15 protein-coding genes are annotated in these 16,380 nt (G+C 52.5%); 9 read left to right on the forward strand and 6 right to left on the reverse strand.

Annotated elements, in window-relative coordinates:
* Window positions 1-249: 249 nt before the first annotated feature.
* A complete protein-coding gene (locus tag PSSD_RS22485) occupies window positions 250-1,140 on the reverse strand; it encodes a LysR substrate-binding domain-containing protein (protein ID WP_039333924.1) in 891 nt (296 codons plus the stop codon).
* A gap of 156 nt (window positions 1,141-1,296) precedes the next feature.
* Between PSSD_RS22485 and pckA the strand changes: the two genes are divergently transcribed.
* Window positions 1,297-2,925, forward strand: a complete 1,629-nt coding sequence (gene pckA / locus PSSD_RS22490; protein WP_058973746.1) for a phosphoenolpyruvate carboxykinase (ATP) — start codon at window positions 1,297-1,299, stop codon at window positions 2,923-2,925.
* A 39-nt stretch (window positions 2,926-2,964) separates the two neighbouring features.
* Here pckA and PSSD_RS27830 read toward each other — a convergent pair whose 3' ends face one another.
* Together PSSD_RS27830 and PSSD_RS22495 are read right to left on the reverse strand one after the other, a co-directional pair.
* Window positions 2,965-3,120 (reverse strand): hypothetical protein, encoded by a 156-nt coding sequence (locus tag PSSD_RS27830; protein ID WP_167347697.1) that lies wholly within the window; start codon window positions 3,118-3,120, stop codon window positions 2,965-2,967.
* 186 nt (window positions 3,121-3,306) lie between these two features.
* The gene (locus PSSD_RS22495; RefSeq protein WP_058973747.1) at window positions 3,307-3,621 is read right to left on the reverse strand and encodes a hypothetical protein; all 315 of its coding nucleotides are present in this window, start codon (window positions 3,619-3,621) and stop codon (window positions 3,307-3,309) included.
* Window positions 3,622-3,950: 329 nt separating this feature from the next.
* On the opposite strand from PSSD_RS22495, the gene PSSD_RS22500 reads away from it, so the two are divergent.
* From PSSD_RS22500 to PSSD_RS22520, 5 genes are all read left to right on the forward strand, one after another.
* The gene (locus PSSD_RS22500) at window positions 3,951-5,108 is read left to right on the forward strand and encodes a mandelate racemase/muconate lactonizing enzyme family protein (RefSeq protein WP_058973748.1); all 1,158 of its coding nucleotides are present in this window, start codon (window positions 3,951-3,953) and stop codon (window positions 5,106-5,108) included.
* Complete coding sequence (locus PSSD_RS22505; RefSeq protein ID WP_058973749.1) at window positions 5,101-6,387, forward strand: MFS transporter; 1,287 nt, start codon at window positions 5,101-5,103, stop codon at window positions 6,385-6,387. The genes PSSD_RS22500 and PSSD_RS22505 overlap by 8 nt, the downstream gene beginning before the upstream one ends.
* A 255-nt stretch (window positions 6,388-6,642) precedes the next feature.
* Window positions 6,643-7,995, forward strand: a complete 1,353-nt coding sequence (locus tag PSSD_RS22510) for an MFS transporter (protein ID WP_058973750.1) — start codon at window positions 6,643-6,645, stop codon at window positions 7,993-7,995.
* Entirely contained in the window at window positions 7,973-9,316 is a 1,344-nt protein-coding gene (locus PSSD_RS22515; RefSeq protein WP_058973751.1) for an enolase C-terminal domain-like protein, read from the forward strand. The genes PSSD_RS22510 and PSSD_RS22515 overlap by 23 nt, the downstream gene beginning before the upstream one ends.
* 85 nt (window positions 9,317-9,401) lie before the next feature.
* The gene (locus tag PSSD_RS22520; RefSeq protein WP_058973752.1) at window positions 9,402-10,742 is read left to right on the forward strand and encodes a glycoside hydrolase family 28 protein; all 1,341 of its coding nucleotides are present in this window, start codon (window positions 9,402-9,404) and stop codon (window positions 10,740-10,742) included.
* A gap of 121 nt (window positions 10,743-10,863) precedes the next feature.
* On the opposite strand, the gene PSSD_RS22525 is transcribed toward PSSD_RS22520, so the two are convergent.
* The 3 genes from PSSD_RS22525 to PSSD_RS22535 all read right to left on the reverse strand — a co-directional run bounded on the left by PSSD_RS22525 (window position 10,864) and on the right by PSSD_RS22535 (window position 12,460).
* Window positions 10,864-11,082, reverse strand: a complete 219-nt coding sequence (locus PSSD_RS22525) for a DUF7661 family protein (RefSeq protein WP_058973753.1) — start codon at window positions 11,080-11,082, stop codon at window positions 10,864-10,866.
* Window positions 11,076-11,612 carry a GNAT family N-acetyltransferase gene (locus tag PSSD_RS22530; protein ID WP_058973754.1) on the reverse strand — a complete coding sequence of 179 codons (537 nt, stop codon included), beginning with the start codon at window positions 11,610-11,612 and terminating at the stop codon, window positions 11,076-11,078. Before PSSD_RS22530 ends, PSSD_RS22525 begins: the two co-directional genes overlap by 7 nt.
* 284 nt (window positions 11,613-11,896) lie before the next feature.
* Window positions 11,897-12,460, reverse strand: a complete 564-nt coding sequence (locus tag PSSD_RS22535; protein ID WP_058973755.1) for a hypothetical protein — start codon at window positions 12,458-12,460, stop codon at window positions 11,897-11,899.
* Between the two features lie 683 nt (window positions 12,461-13,143).
* On the opposite strand from PSSD_RS22535, the gene PSSD_RS22540 reads away from it, so the two are divergent.
* The 3 genes from PSSD_RS22540 to PSSD_RS22550 form a co-directional block, all read left to right on the forward strand.
* On the forward strand, window positions 13,144-14,766 hold the full coding sequence (locus PSSD_RS22540) for a TIGR04028 family ABC transporter substrate-binding protein (protein ID WP_058973756.1): 1,623 nt from the start codon (window positions 13,144-13,146) through the stop codon (window positions 14,764-14,766).
* Window positions 14,767-14,778: 12 nt separating this feature from the next.
* Entirely contained in the window at window positions 14,779-15,723 is a 945-nt protein-coding gene (locus PSSD_RS22545; RefSeq protein ID WP_167347698.1) for an ABC transporter permease, read from the forward strand.
* Window positions 15,720-16,380 (forward strand): ABC transporter permease (locus tag PSSD_RS22550; protein WP_058973758.1); only part of this gene is annotated, 661 nt, incomplete at its 3' end. The genes PSSD_RS22545 and PSSD_RS22550, both read left to right, overlap by 4 nt.

Here is a 16,380-nt window from a genome sequence, read left to right on the forward strand (position 1 = left end):
GGAGCCCGCAGGACGCGGGCGAAAGGTGCCGCTGGAACATGGATGTTCCATCGGCACCGGTCCGTAAGGCAGATGAGTGAAGTGAAGGCACCGCGTAGCGGCGCGAGGACAGCCAGCCCCGGCGCGGCTCCAGACGGCGTTATCGTCAGTCGCTTAACTGACGAGCATTACGCCATAAATGGCGGCCGTACAAGAATGGATGCGATTCTTCAAAGTGCGCACAATTATGCGCTTAGCAGCATTACCTAATTAAGATCCAATTTTCCGCTCTTTCACATAGCGCCAGAAGCGTTCCGCCGTCAGGTTTAAACGTGCGCCGGAGCGATATACATAAGCAGAAATCTTCAGCGAAAGACTGTGATCCATAATCGCCAGGCGTCTCTCCTCCAGCTCACGCTGAATCGAGTAATCCGGCAGCCAACCAACGGCATCGCCTTTGAGTATCATTCTTTTTAGCAACTCACTCATGGAGGAGACAAAGGTCAGGATAAAGGTGGTATTCGGTATGCGATCAATCACCTGATTCACCTGGCGCCCCATGTAACTATCATTGGCGTATTTAACCAGTGGCAGTGTGTCGCCATTGATTGAAAATATCGGTTTGCCGTGCGCATCACAGGGCGAGACCAGATGCAGCGCGGAATCGAAGATTTTATGGTTGATGAACGGGTAATTCATCAACTCTTCGTTATAAAACGACAGAATAAAGTCACTCTTGCCTTCTTTAAGATTAAAGACGGCATCATTGACGTTAATCGATTCAACAAAGAACACCTTATCCGGGCTATCACGGTAGTCGGCTAAAATATCGGGCAACAACAGAACAGAAAGCGAGGGCGCCGCATCAATACGGATGCTCTGCTTCAACTTATCTTCACCCTTGATACGGCTGATCTGAAAGTCCATATCGTCGAGCATATTTCGGGCATAGCCGACAAATATTCTGCCCTGCGCCGTGAGTTGCGGCGGGTTCACGTTACGATTGAAGACGCTGAAACCTAAGGTTGATTCCAAAGCCTGAATCCTTCGACTGAACGAAGATTGAGAAATATTTCGCTTCTCTGCCGCCAGTGTAAAGCTGCGATATTCTTCCAGGGCAATCACATCATACAACCACTTCACTTCGAGATTACTTAGCACTTCTTTGCTCCGATTACAGCCCCCAATTCCATGCAATTTTTACATGACAAATGATTTATATGCAATTTCTGCATCGTAATGCCGATGCTACTATCCGCTCCTCAATCGAGTCGGTTGTGGCCGTCTTGCCATTCATTCAATGAGTCAGGGTATCTTATGAGCGCACTAAATTCTGTCATGCAACATCTCTCACGCCTTGGCATCAACGATGTCAGCGAGGTGATCTATAACCCGAGCTATGAACTGCTGTTCGAACATGAAACGGCAGCCGACCTGGAAGGTCCAGCGCGCGGTAAGCTCACCACGTCTGGCGCAGTGACTGTAGATACTGGCGAATTTACCGGCCGCTCCCCGCGCGATAAGTACATCGTTCGCGATGACCAGACCCGCGATACGCTGTGGTGGTCTGATGCCGGTCTGGGACGCAACGATAACAAGCCGATGTCCACTGAGGTGTGGGCGCACCTGAAAACACTGGTTGCCAACCACCTGTCGGCCAAATCACTGTATATCGTTGATGCCTGGTGCGGTGCCAGCGCCGATACCCGCCTGGCTGTGCGCTTTGTCACTGATGTGGCGTGGCAGGCACACTTTGTCAAAAATATGTTTATCGCACCAACCGACGATGAGCTGGCAAGCTTTGCTCCGGACTTCACGGTGATTAACGGCGCGGGTTGCGTGAATACGCAGTGGCAGGAGCAAGGGTTAAATTCAGAGACGTTTATTGCCTTTAACCTGACAGAAAATATTCAGCTGATTGGCGGTACCTGGTACGGCGGCGAGATGAAGAAAGGGATGTTCTCTGTCATGAACTACCTGCTGCCGCTGAAGGGTATTGCTTCCATGCACTGTTCAGCAAACCGCGGTGAAAAAGGCGATGTGGCGCTATTCTTTGGCCTCTCCGGCACCGGTAAAACCACGCTCTCAACCGATCCGCGCCGTCAGCTGATTGGCGATGATGAACACGGCTGGGACGCGGACGGTGTGTTCAACTTTGAAGGCGGCTGCTATGCCAAAACCATCAATCTGAAGGCGGAGTCTGAGCCAGAAATTTACGGTGCCATCCGCCGTAACGCGCTGCTGGAAAACGTAGTGGTGAGAGAAGATGGCAGCGTGGATTATGCCGATGGCAGCAAGACCGAGAACACCCGCGTTTCATACCCGCTGTCGCATATTGATAATATCGTGCTGCCGGTTTCCCGTGCGGGTCACCCTTCACGCATTATCTTCCTTGCGGCAGATGCATTTGGTGTGCTGCCACCGGTATCCCGCCTGACGCCGGAGCAGATGCAGTATCACTTCCTGTCTGGCTTTACGTCCAAGCTGGCGGGGACTGAGCGTGGTATTACCGCCCCGACTCCGACCTTCTCCGCATGCTACGGCGCGGCTTTCCTGATGCTGCATCCAACGCAGTATGCTGATGTGCTTCAGGAAAAAGTCGCACAGAGTGGTGCGGAAGTGTGGCTGGTGAACACAGGTTGGAACGGTGCCGGTCAGCGTCTGTCACTGAAAGACACGCGCCAGATCGTTAACGCCATCCTCGAAGGAGAAACCGGTGCGATGCGTGAAGAGTCGCTGCCCGTATTTGGTCTCGCCATTCCGCAACAGATTGCGGGAGTGGATGTTGCTACTCTCGATCCGCGTAACGGCTGGGAATCACCTGAACAATGGAATGAAGCAGCCGAGAAACTGGCACAACTGTTTATCAATAACTTCAAACAGTACAGCAACAACGAGGCGGGTGCGCGCATTGCCCAAGCTGGTCCACGGGTAGAACAGCGCTAAATAGTAAGTTGGTGTAAGGCTGGATAATTTTTGCCAGCCTTACACTAACACCTTACGCATCAGGAAGCCCCGCTCCACATCCGAAAAACCTGTCGTTAAGCCTTGTACATCATTCAATATATTGGCTGAAGCGTAATAGATAACCGTCAGATCGGACACCATTCGATTCCAGTAGTGATCGTTCAAATCCGTCATTGCTCTCTTTTCTCCTTGAAGAGAACAGCGTACATCAGATGCCTTCAAACCGTGCATGACTCTAGGCTATGGCTTAATCCAATAGCGTAGCTCACATAATGTTGTTAGCGGATTGTTCCAATAATGGGGGCGACTGAGGCTTTATCGTGGAAGTTAATGAGATACATCACCAAATCGCTAACGGCCTCACTCGGTTCTTATAAGAATATGGCGATAATGTTTGCGCATTGCATAAATCTTGAATTGAACAAAGACAAACGCAGCAGGAATAAATGTTGTGACCCAGCGCAGCACATCTCGCAGGAAAGTACCAGGTCCCGGATAGACCTTTTTAAACAGCATAGAAAGAATGATTAACAGTAAAACAAATAGACCGGCCCCAACCCAATACTCCATATGTGTACTGGCAAGCCTGGCAGCTTCGCGATAATTTCGCTTCCGCTGCAATGATGTCAGTTTATTCAACTCAGGGATACTTTTCTTCGACCAGTAAATTTTCATGTGTCCTCCTTTCACAATTCCTTCAGATGATAATCATTCTCAACATCATGTCAAACTCAACCCTCGGTTTGTCTGACACTAGCGACGCACCCACTCCGGATAATTGCAGAGACTCAGACATCTCATGCCAGAGGATTTATGTGATCGCCGCCATGACCATCCGTTAAGAAGCCCAATTTCCAGAACGAATCGGTCCACAGTCCTGTGCTGATGCCCGATGCTTATCCTCTGCCAGTCTTTTTATACTCACCTTGAGTTAGAACTCCTCCTCAACGCCACGGCTTCTAATAACAAATCACGCCGGGCACCACCCTTATGAGGTTTATGGCATGAAAATCACCGCTATCGAAGTCACACGTATCAGTATCCCGTTTGATGCGCACCGGCCTCAGCCCGATGAGCAGGAAACCACCTATAACGCAGCCTCTCCATCACTCAAACGAATGGAAACGCTACTGGTAAAAGTCATCACAGAAGACGGTCTTGAAGGATGGGGAGAAGCATTTGGCCACCTGTCCAATGCCGTCACTGAACAGGCACTGGTAAGCCTGGTCGCGCCTTTCTTCCTGCAACGGCCTGTCCCATCTACTCAGCAAGAGATCGCGGAGGTGATGCAATCGGCAGAGCAGGCACTGCATGCCTTTGGACGCAGCGGGCCGGTTCGTTACGCCCTGTCTGCTCTCGATATTGCCCTGTGGGACCTGTTGGGTAAGTTGCAACAGAAACCGCTGTGGCAACTCTTGGGCGCCACTCGCCATCAGATAGAGCGTTATGCAAGCCTGGTGAGCTATGGCAATGACTCAAATGAAGTCGCCCAACAAGTTCGCCGGGCACATGCGGAAGGTTTTCGGACGCTCAAGCTTCATGAAACACATCCAGCCGCAATTGCTGCTGCGCGTCAGGCACTGCCGCCGGATGCTGACCTGATGGTTGACGTAAACTGCCCATGGTCACGCGAACAGGCGCAGGCCGTTGCCAGTGAACTGCGTCCGCTCCAACTAGGATGGCTCGAAGAGCCTGTCTGGCCACCGGATGACTTTTTGGGGCTATCTCTACTCCGCAAAGCGGGCGTACCACTTGCCGCAGGAGAAAACGTGGACGGCGACATGGGGTTTGTGAACCTTTTTGAAAGTGGTGCCGTGGACGTTGCGCAGCCAAGTGTGTCTAAAGTTGGGGGGATAACCTCTGCCCTACGCGTGTTCGAATTGGCCCGGCAGTATCGTGTAAAAGTTGTGCCGCACTGCTTTTACTACGGCGCGGGAATGCTGGCAACAGCGCATCTGGTCGCGGCACTGCCAACCGACATCAAAATGGAAATTCCCTGGGTAACCTTCGAGGCTCATCTGTATCCAACATTGCCGCAAAGCGTAAGTTTCAGCCTGAGCGATGCCCCAGGCCTGGGCTATGAGCCCGATCCCGCCGTCCTCAACGACTATCGCCTGTCACTGACGCGAGTCAATCAGCAGGGAGTGAGCCGCCATGTTTAAAAACTACCGTCATGTCATTGCTCTGTTGCTGTTTTTTGCTGGCATTCTTAACTATCTTGATCGGGCAGCGCTCTCCGTAATGGCTCCTCTGGTCAAGAAGGATCTGAGCATCAACGATGCTCAAATGGGCATTTTGTTTAGCTGTTTCTTCATCGGTTACTGCCTGTTTTGCTTCATTGGCGGCTGGGCTGCAGACCGTTTTGGACCTCGGCGAGTGTATGCCTGGGCGGCCAGTATCTGGTCCCTTTTTTGTGGTGCCACCGCGCTGGTGACAGGATTCGCTCACCTGCTCATCGTGCGCATGTTATTTGGTGTCGGGGAAGGCCCGATGGGAACCACCACCAACAAATCGATTGCCAACTGGTTCCCTCGTAACGAAGTCGGCAGGGCTGTTGGTTTTACCAATGCGGGGCAACCGCTTGGTGCAGCCATTGCAGCACCGATCGTGGGGCTGGTCGGTCTGCAATTTGGCTGGCGCATTGCTTTTGTTGTGATTGCGGTAATGGGTTTCATTTGGGTTGCCTGCTGGCTGCTACTTTTTCGGGACAAGCCCGAGCAGCATCCACGCGTAAGTCAAGAAGAGAGCCAGTACATCGTGCAGCGGCGACCGGCAGGCAATACGCTGAGTCAGCCTCAGAAGGATAGCCATACTCTCTGGCACTATGTATTTTCACTGCCCGTGCTGGGCGTAGCCAGTGCATTTTTCTGCTTCAACTATATTCAGTTCTTCTTTCTTTCATGGTTGCCGAGTTATCTGACTGACTTTCAGCATCTGGATATCAAAAGCATGAGCATTATCGGCGTGTTGCCTTGGCTGGGTGCGACCATCGGTTTTCTGGGGGGAGGCATTGTTTCTGACATGTTGTTCCGACGCACGCAGGACTTCCTGTTGTCACGTAAGCTGGTGATTTTTGTCGGCCTCGCGGTGGCAGCTCTTTGCGTGCTGCTGACAGCATGGAGCCAGAGCGTGGTGTCTGCTGTCACGCTTATCACGCTGGCGAGCGTCTTTGCTTACATGACGCCACAGGCCTGCTGGTCTTTGCTGCAGGATATCGTGCCTGCGGGTCGTATAGGAACAGCAGGAGGCTTTGTGCATCTACTGGCTAACCTGGCCGGTATATTATCGCCGAGCATCACAGGTTTTCTGATTCAGTATGGCGGCGGCTATCACACTGCTTTTGTTCTCGCCAGCATTCTGGCGCTCTCCGGCATGTTGCTGCTGGCGCTACTGGTTCGTCAGAAAGGAGTGAATCAACTCCGCTCACAAACGAGCCATTAATGAAGGTAAGCCGAGGAGTCGAAACAGCCGCATAGCGCTGTTTTGCCTCTCAGCGGAAGGCAGTAAGTTATTCTGCCTTCCGCGTGAGCCAGCGCACAAACCAGCACGAAACTCTGCAACGTGAATTTACATAACTTCATGAAATTTAAAAAACGCACGGCATTTGCCTAAAAGTTCCAGGGCAAAAACACATAACCACTCACCGACTCTGCTGCGTATACCTATAGCGGTGTTTTTCTCCCCCTAAGGTGACGCATGACACAGCAACCCTATGAATTATCAACCGATCACGAGGCGCATATTGCTTCTGCGATTGGCAAATTCTTCCGCCGCATTATTCCGATGCTGGCACTGATGCTTATCGTCAATCAGATTGACCGCGCCAACATTGGATTCGTTAAAGCCGAACTGCAAGCCGATGCCGGCATTAGCGCCGCAGCTTTCGGTTTAGGCGCGGGCCTGTTCTTTATAGGCTATGCGCTGTTTGAAGTGCCCAGCAATATGATGCTGAAAAAATTCGGCGCACGCGTGTGGCTCACGCGCATCATGATCACCTGGGGAGCGGTGGTGGTGCTGACCGGTTTTGTCAGCACCCCGCTGCATTTCTATGTGCTGCGTTTCCTGCTTGGCGTCGCGGAGGCAGGCTTCTTCCCTGGCGTGCTGTTCTATTTCCGCCAATGGGTGCCCAATGCCTGGCGCGGACGCGCTACCGCCATGGTGCTAAGTGCAACCGCCAGCGCTTTCCTGTTCTCTGGCCCGCTCACTGGCGCCATCCTGATGATGCATGATGTTGGCGGGCTCGCGGGTTGGAAATGGGTGATGTTCATGGAAGGTGGCGGATCGATAGTGATCGGCTTGCTGGCAGCACTGGTGTTGGTATCGAAACCTGAAGGGGCAAAATGGCTCAGTGATGCGGAAAAACAGGCGCTGGCGCAGCAGTTGGCTCTTGAAGACAGTGTTCGTGAAGAGCGCGCGGTCACACAGGGGCGCTGGGGATTGATCACCGATCGCAGCCTTCTCTCCTACTGCCTGATCTTCTTCACTATGACCATGACCGGCTACACCCTGGTCTTCTGGTTACCGCAAATCATCCAACGTATTCAGGGGTTCAATAGTTTCGAAACGGGACTGCTGACCGCCATCCCGTGGCTGTTCGCCATCGTAGCTCTGTTTTTACTGGGTAAAGTCACCGATCGGTATCGCGATAAGCTGGATAAAGGGCTCGGCATCGCGATGCTGATCGCCGCGTGTGGCACCTTTATGGCCACGCTTGGCACGCCGTGGTTTGGCTTTGTGGCGATGATAGTGGCTTGTATTGGTTCCAAAGTCAGCGCCGCATTCTTCTGGCCAATGCCGCAAAGCGAACTGCCCGCAGCAATCGCTGCACCAGGCATTGCGATGATCAACTCCATTGGAAACCTTGGCGGATTCTTCGCGCCAACGGTGTTCGGCTATCTTGAAATGCATACAGGTAGCACCACCGGTGGCCTCTATGCGCTGACCAGTGTGTCAGTGGTTACCGGCCTGTGGCTGTTGCTGCGCAGCAAACCTGTTCCCCCATCTTTCGGTTACAAGGAGAGACACCATGTCAGACAGTCCAGTCATTAAATCCATGCGCATCGTACCGGTCGCTGGCCACGACAGCATGCTTTTGAATATTGGGGGGGCGCATAACTGCTTCTTTACGCGCATTATCGTCATCCTGACCGATTCGGCCGGACACACCGGTGTTGGCGAAACGCCCTGTCATGCCTCTACCTTGCAGCTGCTGGAGCAGTTTCGCCCGCTGATTGAAGGCAGCTCGCTGCTACGCCTGAATGCCACGTTGAGCCAGCTATTCAACAGTGAAGCGCGTCAACAACAAACGTCACATACCAACGACATTCATATTCCGCAGATGAATCCGGAGAAGTTTTATAACGCTGTTGCTGCTATTGAGGCTGCGCTACTGGACCTGCAAGGCAAGCTGTTTAACCTGCCCGTAGCCGATCTGCTTGCGAGCGGAAAACAGCGGGATCGTATCCCGGTGCTGGGCTATTTGTTCTATATCGCCGATCGCAGACTCACCAATATGCAATACTGCTCGGGAGACCAGGCGCAGGATGGCTGGTTCCGTTTGCGTCATGAGGCAGCGATGGACAGTGCTGGCGTGCAACGGCTGGCGGAAGCGGCGGTTGAGCAGTACGGCTTTCGTGACTTCAAGCTGAAAGGCGGTGTGATGACAGGTGATGTAGAAGTTGAAACGGTTGAAGCGTTGCTGAAACGATTTCCTGACGCGCGCGTCACCGTTGACCCCAATGCCAGTTGGTCGCTGGAAGAAGCGATTCGCTTTGGTAAACAGTTGGCGGGGAAAGTGCCGTATCTGGAAGATCCGTGTGGTGCGGAACAGGGCTATTCAGGCCGGGAAACGTTAGCCGAATTCCGTCGCGCCACAGGTGTTCCGGTCGCGACCAATATGATCGCTAACGACTGGCGGCAACTGCACCATGCGCTGCAACTGAATGCCATCGACATTCCACTCGCCGATCCGCACTTCTGGACGATGCGCAACGCGAATGTGGTCGCGCTGTTGTGCAACGAGTGGGGACTGACCACCGGTTGCCACTCCAATAATCATTTTGATATCTCACTGGCCATGGTGGCACACCTGGGCGCGGCGGCGCCTGGCGATCGTCAGACCGCCTTTGATACCCACTGGATCTGGCAGGACGGACAGCAACTCACGCACCAACCGCCGCAGATCCGCGATGGCTACCTGGAATTGCCACCCGGTCCAGGTCTAGGCATTGAGTTAAATATGGAACGTGTTGAACAGGCGCATGCGCTTTACAACACGCTACCGGATAAGAACCGCAATGATGCGTTAGGGATGCAATTCTTAATTGATAACTGGCGCTATGACGCCAAGCGCCCGTCAATGGTTCGCTAAAATGTAAGGAGGACGGTGGCGTACTCACGACGCCTCTGCTTCCCCTGACTGCTGGTCGCACAACTGCCTGATTTTCTGAGGATGCATGAATAAATCGCTAATAACCCTGATCTGCTGTGTTTCTTTTTCATCTTGTTTAGCCCAAGCAGCCTCTTCAACCTGCCGCCCTCAAGAATTTGGCGGTAAAGCTGATGGCGTCACCCTGAACACCGATGCCATTCAACAAGCTATTCAGCAATGTAGCCAGCGCGGTGGAGGAACGGTTCAACTCTCTCCGGGCCTCTGGATGAGTGGACCGCTGCAATTACAAACTAATATCACGCTAAAAATTGAAACAGGCGCAACCCTAAAGGCCAGCAATCAGGAAGGGAAATTCATTTCAGCGTTTATTGGGCATCCCGCCAAAGTGAATGAAGCCTTTATCTTCGCCAATAATGTGAAAAATGTGGCCATTATAGGCGGAGGTACACTGGATGGTGATGGAGAGAAAACCTGGTGGCCTGAAGCATTAAAAATACGTGGCGAAGTCAGAGCTGGGAATAAAAAAGTCTTCACCGACCGATTCCCCGGCATTCCTTTGGCGAACGGGGTTCCACGCCCCTGGTTTGTGGAATTCAATGATGTCACTCAGGGTAAGATTGAAAATCTAAACCTGACTAACTCGCCCATGTGGAACATTGTGATTCGCAATAGCAGCGATATTATTGTGAACAAAGTGAAGATCACCAATCCTGTCACCTCACCGAATACTGACGGAATGGACATTGTCTCTTCCCGGAACATTACGGTTTCAAACATGGATATCGCAACGGGCGATGACAATATTGCCATTAAGTCAGGGTTGGTTAACGGAACCGGAGCAGCATCGAAAGACATTACCATCCACGATTCCATGATGCGTGATGGCCACGGAATTTCTGTCGGCAGTGAAACCGCGAACGGTATCGGCAAGGTGACGATCCGTCGCGTCACTTTCCTGAATACGGAAAATGGCGTGCGCATCAAATCAGCCAGGGACAGAGGCAATGCCATTGGCCCGCTTATCGCCAGCCATCTTAACATGTCGAATGTGAATACGCCGATTCTGGTAACCAATAGCTACAGCGGCCAGGCGGGGGCACAGGGGCACACGCTTACCCAGCCGATTGAAATGGCACCCGTTTCGGCTTCAACGCCAAAAATCAAAGGGGTAACCATTTCAGATGTCATGGCAACTAAAGCGACCTATGCCATGATTTTCAGCGGCTTGCCGGAGTCCCCCATTCAGGATGTCTCGCTACATAACATCAAGATTGATGCCCGTTATGGCGTTCAGGCAAGATATGTCGCAGGTAAAGGGGATAATGTGAGCGTTTCCGTGAAGGAGGGTTCAACGGTGGAAAAAGGCCCGGATGTGGCACTGCAACTGAATCATGGAGTGGATTAACGGATAGCACGGGGGGATTCACTGGATCAACTTGGGGGCTATGTCCGTTGTGTGCCAGTAGCGTAAGTTGAAGGACTTATAGGAAATCGGTTGTAATAGAGGGTGTGAGCCTGACAAATTACTATTCAACACGTTTCACATCAGGATGACGCGCTGTTGCTTCTTCATGAAAAATATCCCCCAGCCAGCCAATGATTTCGTCTTCTGGCATACCGTCCGGAATAGCAATATCGTAAAGCCGGGAAAATTTTCGCTCTGTCAGGTCTGCACGAAATATCAGCCAGCGATCACCTTCGCGCTTGATCCCAATGTGTCGTCCGAATACGTTGTAAATCAACATAATTGTTTATCCCAATCGGCGTGGGTCAATGTAAACAGCAGACTGGCTGGCGAATTTTTAACATCATGAATGTCCCGTACATACCTGAGTCCGGCATTCGTTAGGACTTTCTGCGATGCCAGATGATTTGCTCTTACTGTGGCAGAGATTTCTGGCAGTTCCAGTTCATTAAACCCATAGCTGACTGCATAGTTAGCAAACTCTGTCGCCAGGCCTTTTCCCCAGGACTCAGTGGAGAAGCGATATCCCAGGTTATTGATAGTAATATCGGCATAACTGCGGATGCTTAGTCCGCCAAAACCGATAATCCTTTCGGGATTATCCTTTAGCGAGATAGCCCAGTTTCCGAAACCGTAATCTTCCCAGTGTTTAAGCCATCGAACCAATACATCATGGGCATAATCAATATCAGGATACGGTCCCGCAGGATTAAACGTATTTGTGGCAGGATCGCCATAAATTCTGAAAAGGTCATTTCCGTCTGAGTTGATTACAGGGCGAAGATGCAGTCGAGAAGTAATTATCGGCAAAATATCTCCTGAGTTTTTGATTCGTTAATGAGTTACATTGCTGATTTTATAAACAGAATCCTTCAGGTTCACAACAGGGGTGTTATGTTTAGAATGATGAAAACACTTAGTAGTCATCAATAAACGTCCGCTTCACGCCCTTAAAATCCTCCCTTGGGCAACAACATGCAGTGAGCGAACATGGCTAAGTGACCCGCAGGATCAAGGCACACATCACCAGTGGCACCCACACCCAGAATATGCCGCTGTGACCCAGCAATATGAATCAATACCCTAACCTTAAATCACATCCCCAGGCGGTAATACTCACCCTCGAACAGGCGCAGAAACCTCTTCGCCGACGCCCGCACATATTTCGCCTGGGACTCTTTCACAATCAGCTCATGTCGTGGTCTTCTGAAATAGAAATATCCCTCATCTTCATCGTAGTAATTAACAAAGTCCTCATAGGCGTCAGTCAAATAACTGACAATGTTTTTGAGAATCCGTGATGGGCCCACCTCATAATAAAAATCCTTAAAGTGTGTTAGCCCGCCCCATACTTCAGCTTCTGATGCAGAGAACGCGATCCTCTTTAAGGCATATCTGACTATCATTATTTGTAATTCAAACGGTGAGGGATGCGCGATCGCATTATCCAAGAGGTAGGCATCAAAGTAGCGGTAGACCTCGTATTGAGAAATCGCTTTGTCGAGTCCCAAGGAGGCAAGGATAAGTACATTTTCATTGACCTCATTTCCAGAGAGTCCCTGCTCAGCCCAATCTGTAAATGCACGCATATCGGCATCCGGAGAGTACGAAAACCGCACTGACAGTAAATCGGCTAAGTCGACATCCTTCTTGTCCATAAACGCAATCCTTTCAAACCTATCGCCAGAAATTTATCAAACCCACTCTGGCATTACCAGAAACCGCCAATCGTTGACACTTAGCCTCCCCTAGCGGCTTAACGTAATTGATGTTGTGCATGCAATTTACAGCCCCCCTAAACCAATGCACCAACCAAACCCGCACTGAAGCATCACAGCAGGCTCTGGCCGATCCGGGGCAGGCATCCGCAGCGCTGAACGGAGTGAGACTGCCAGGAGAGCCCGCAGGACGCGGGCGAAAGGTGGCGCTGGAACATGGATGTTCCATCGGCACCGGTCCGTAAGGCAGACGAGTGAAGTGAAGGCACCGCGTAGCGGCGCGAGGACAGCCAGCCCCGGAGCGGCCAGAGCCTGCGTTATCACCCGTTGCCTAACTAATAATTTAAGATCAATCACCGAGTTCTCTATTAAAACTCATCTGACGGTTTCACAAACTTGATAAAACAAACCCACTTACCCTAAATAACCCCCCCCCTCACCTATCGCGCAATAAATCTCCCCCCAACAATTCCTACCATCCTTATTGCCATTATTTATTTCCCCCTCCAACCGCTATTTACCTTTTTCAGCAAAGCTTAGTGCAATTCATTGGTTCAACTCCGCAGTGCGACATTTGATGATGAATTCAGCCCGCCGGGCTTTTGAATCATAAGGAATTCACCATGACGAAGCATTTTCACTCGCAGGCGCTAAGCTTGGCCCTGCTGACAGGGATCTTTAGCGCACACGCCGCAGACACACCGGTTAAAGGCGGCACGCTGGTTTATCTGGAACAGCAGCAGCACACCAACCTCTATCCCCCGGCCGGTGGCTTCTACCCCAACGGCGGCATACTCAATCAAATCACCGACAAACTGACGTGGCAGAACCCGAAAACGCTACAGGTGGAACCCTGGATTGCCGAAAGCTGGAGCAGCAACGCCGATAAAACCCAATACACCTTCAAAATCCGGCCGGGCGTCACCTTCTCCGATGGCACGCCGCTGGATGCCAATGCGGTGGCGAAAAACTTTGATACTTATGGCCTGGGAAATAAAGCCCAACGCTTGCCAGTATCGGAGGTGATTAATAATTTCGATCACAGTGAGGTGATTGATCCGCTGACGGTGAAGTTTTATTTCAAAAAACCTTCGCCGGGATTTTTGCAGGGTACCGCCACCATTGGTTCCGGATTAGTTTCTCTCAGCACGCTACAACGTAGTTTCGATCAACTGGGTGATGCACGCCATATTATTGGTTCCGGGCCTTTTGTTGTCAGTGACGAAAAATTAGGCCGCGAAGTCGACCTCACCGCGCGTAAAGATTATCAGTGGGGGCCAAAAAATATCGCCCAGCAAGGCCCTGCCAATCTGGATGGCATTAAATTTATCGTCACCCCGGAAGACAGCGTGCGTATCGGCGCGTTGCTGGCCGGTCAGGCCGATTTTATTCGTCAGGTACAAGCCTATGACGAAAAACAGGCGCAACAACAAAACTTCCCGATTTATGCCGCGCCGACGCGCGGGGTGAATGACAGCATCAGCTTCCGCCCGGACAATCCACTGGTCAGCGATATAAAGGTACGTCAGGCGCTGCTGCACGCCACAAACGCGCAGCAGGTCGTGCAAACGCTCTTCTCACCCAACTATCCGCAGGCCACCTCTGTTATCGCAAACTCTGCGGCGGGTTACGTCAACCTCTCCGACAAGCTGAAATATGATCCTGCATTGTCCAAAACCTTACTGGAAGAAGCGGGCTGGAAAGTCGGCAGTGATGGTATCCGCGAAAAAGACGGCAAAAAACTGGCGCTAGCCATTTATGAATCGTTGCCGCAGCCACAGAACAAGGAAGTCCTGCAACTGGTGGCACAGCAGTGGCGCCAGGTAGGCGTTGCACTGGCGGTCAAAGCTGGCGATGCCGGCAGCGCGACGCTGGATAATCTCGATCCGCTCAAAACGCCACTTAACGTCACCGAAGTCGGTCGCGCCGATCCCGATGTCATCAAGAGCAGCTTCTACCCGACCAACCGTAACGTGCTGCTGCAAAAAGGCGGCTCCAGCGACAAAGTACAAAACTTCCGTGACGACAAGCTCAACGCGCTACTGGTGGATATCTCCGCCGAAGTCGATCCTGCCAAGCGTTTGGCGCTGACCGGCGATGCACAGCGTTATCTGCTCGATCAGGCTTATGTCATTCCGATTTTCGAAGAGCCACAGGTCTTTGCCGGTGCGCCTTGGTTAAAAGGGGTGAGTTTTGAAGCGGTAGGCCGTCCGTCGTTTTACGGCGCATGGCTGGAAAAACACTAAGGTAGGCCGATGATGCAACGTTCTCTGCTGCGAAGAGTGGGTCAAAGTGCGCTGGTGTTATGGGCCGCTTTTACCCTGTCGTTCTTGCTGCTGCAGGTGCTGCCTGGCGATGCGGTGCTGATTAAGTTTCAGAACCCGGATCTCGGCTTAAGCCCCGATCAAATCGCGGAGATGCGGCTGGCGTATGGCGCAGATAATCCATTGTGGCAGCAGTATCTGCATACGCTCTGGGCGATGCTGCATGGCGATTTTGGCTACTCAGTACAGGCCGGTGTGGCGGTGAGCGATCTGCTCACCAGCAACCTGCCCGCCACACTGCAACTGGCACTGCTCGGCTTTGCCCTCGCCACGCTGATCGCCTTTGCTTTGGCAGCGCTATCGCGCCTGCCCGCATTGCGTGCGCTGCGTTCGTTGCTGCAATCGGTGCCTGCACTGTTTATCTCACTGCCGACCTTCTGGCTCGGTATCGCGCTGATTCAACTGTTCTCGTTCCAACTGCGCTGGATACCAGTGATCAACCCCTCGCCTTTACAGGGGTTGATCTTGCCCGTCATCACCGTCGCGATCCCAATCTCCGCGCCACTGGCGCAAATTTTGTTGCGCAGTATCGATCAAGTTTCGACCCAGCCGTTTGTCGCGGTAGCGCGTGCGAAAGGTGCCAGCCAGAGCCGCGTACTGTGGCGACATGTGATGCGTAATGCGTTGCTACCCGTGCTCAACGTGGCGGGTTTACTGCTGGGTGAACTGATTGCTGGCACATTAATCACGGAAACGGTGTTTGGTCTGAGCGGTATCGGCCAACTGACGCAGCAAGCGGTCAACAACCAGGATGTCGCGGTACTGCAAGCGGTGGTGATGATCTCTGCATTGGCCTTTGTGCTGATAAACCTGCTGGTCGATGCGCTGATGCCGCTGTTCGATCCGCGTCTGCAACCTATTGCGGGAGGAAGCCGATGAGCCTCGTCGATTACGCCAGCGCTCGCCAGCGCGCGACACGTCAGCAGCGCGTGTGGCGCATCCAACCGGGTTTATGGCTCGCATGGGCGGTGATGCTGCTGGCGCTGCTGGCTGCGTTTGCACCCGGTCTGTTTACCCACTACAGCCCCACCCAAGGCATTGTGGGAGCGCAACGTTTGCCTCCGCAAGCCGCCTATTGGCTGGGCACCGATCAACTGGGGCGCGACCTATTCACACGCATCGTGTACGGCGCTTCTCAGTCGCTGGCGGCGGCATTTGCCGCTGTGGCGATGGGCTTGATTGGCGGAACCACACTGGGCGTACTCGCCGGTGCCGTCGGCGGTCGAACAGAAAACAGCCTGATGCGACTGGTGGATGTACTGCTCTCTATCCCTTCCCTGCTGCTTGCGTTAAGCGTGCTGATTTTACTGGGATTTGGCACGGTACACGCAGCCCTGGCTGTGGGTATCGCCTCCATCGCCAGCTTTGCGCGACTGGCACGCGGCGAAGTGGTGCGCGTGCGGCGCAGCGAATTTGTTGAAGCCGCTTATGGCAGCGGCGGCAGCTTCTGGCATGTACTGTGGCGACATATCCTACCCAACTCGTTAACGGCAGTGATCGCCTTTGCCGCCTTGCAGTTTGGTCAGGCGATTCTGG

This window comes from Type-D symbiont of Plautia stali, from assembly GCF_001485335.1.
Lineage (GTDB): Bacteria > Pseudomonadota > Gammaproteobacteria > Enterobacterales > Enterobacteriaceae > Pantoea > Pantoea vagans_C.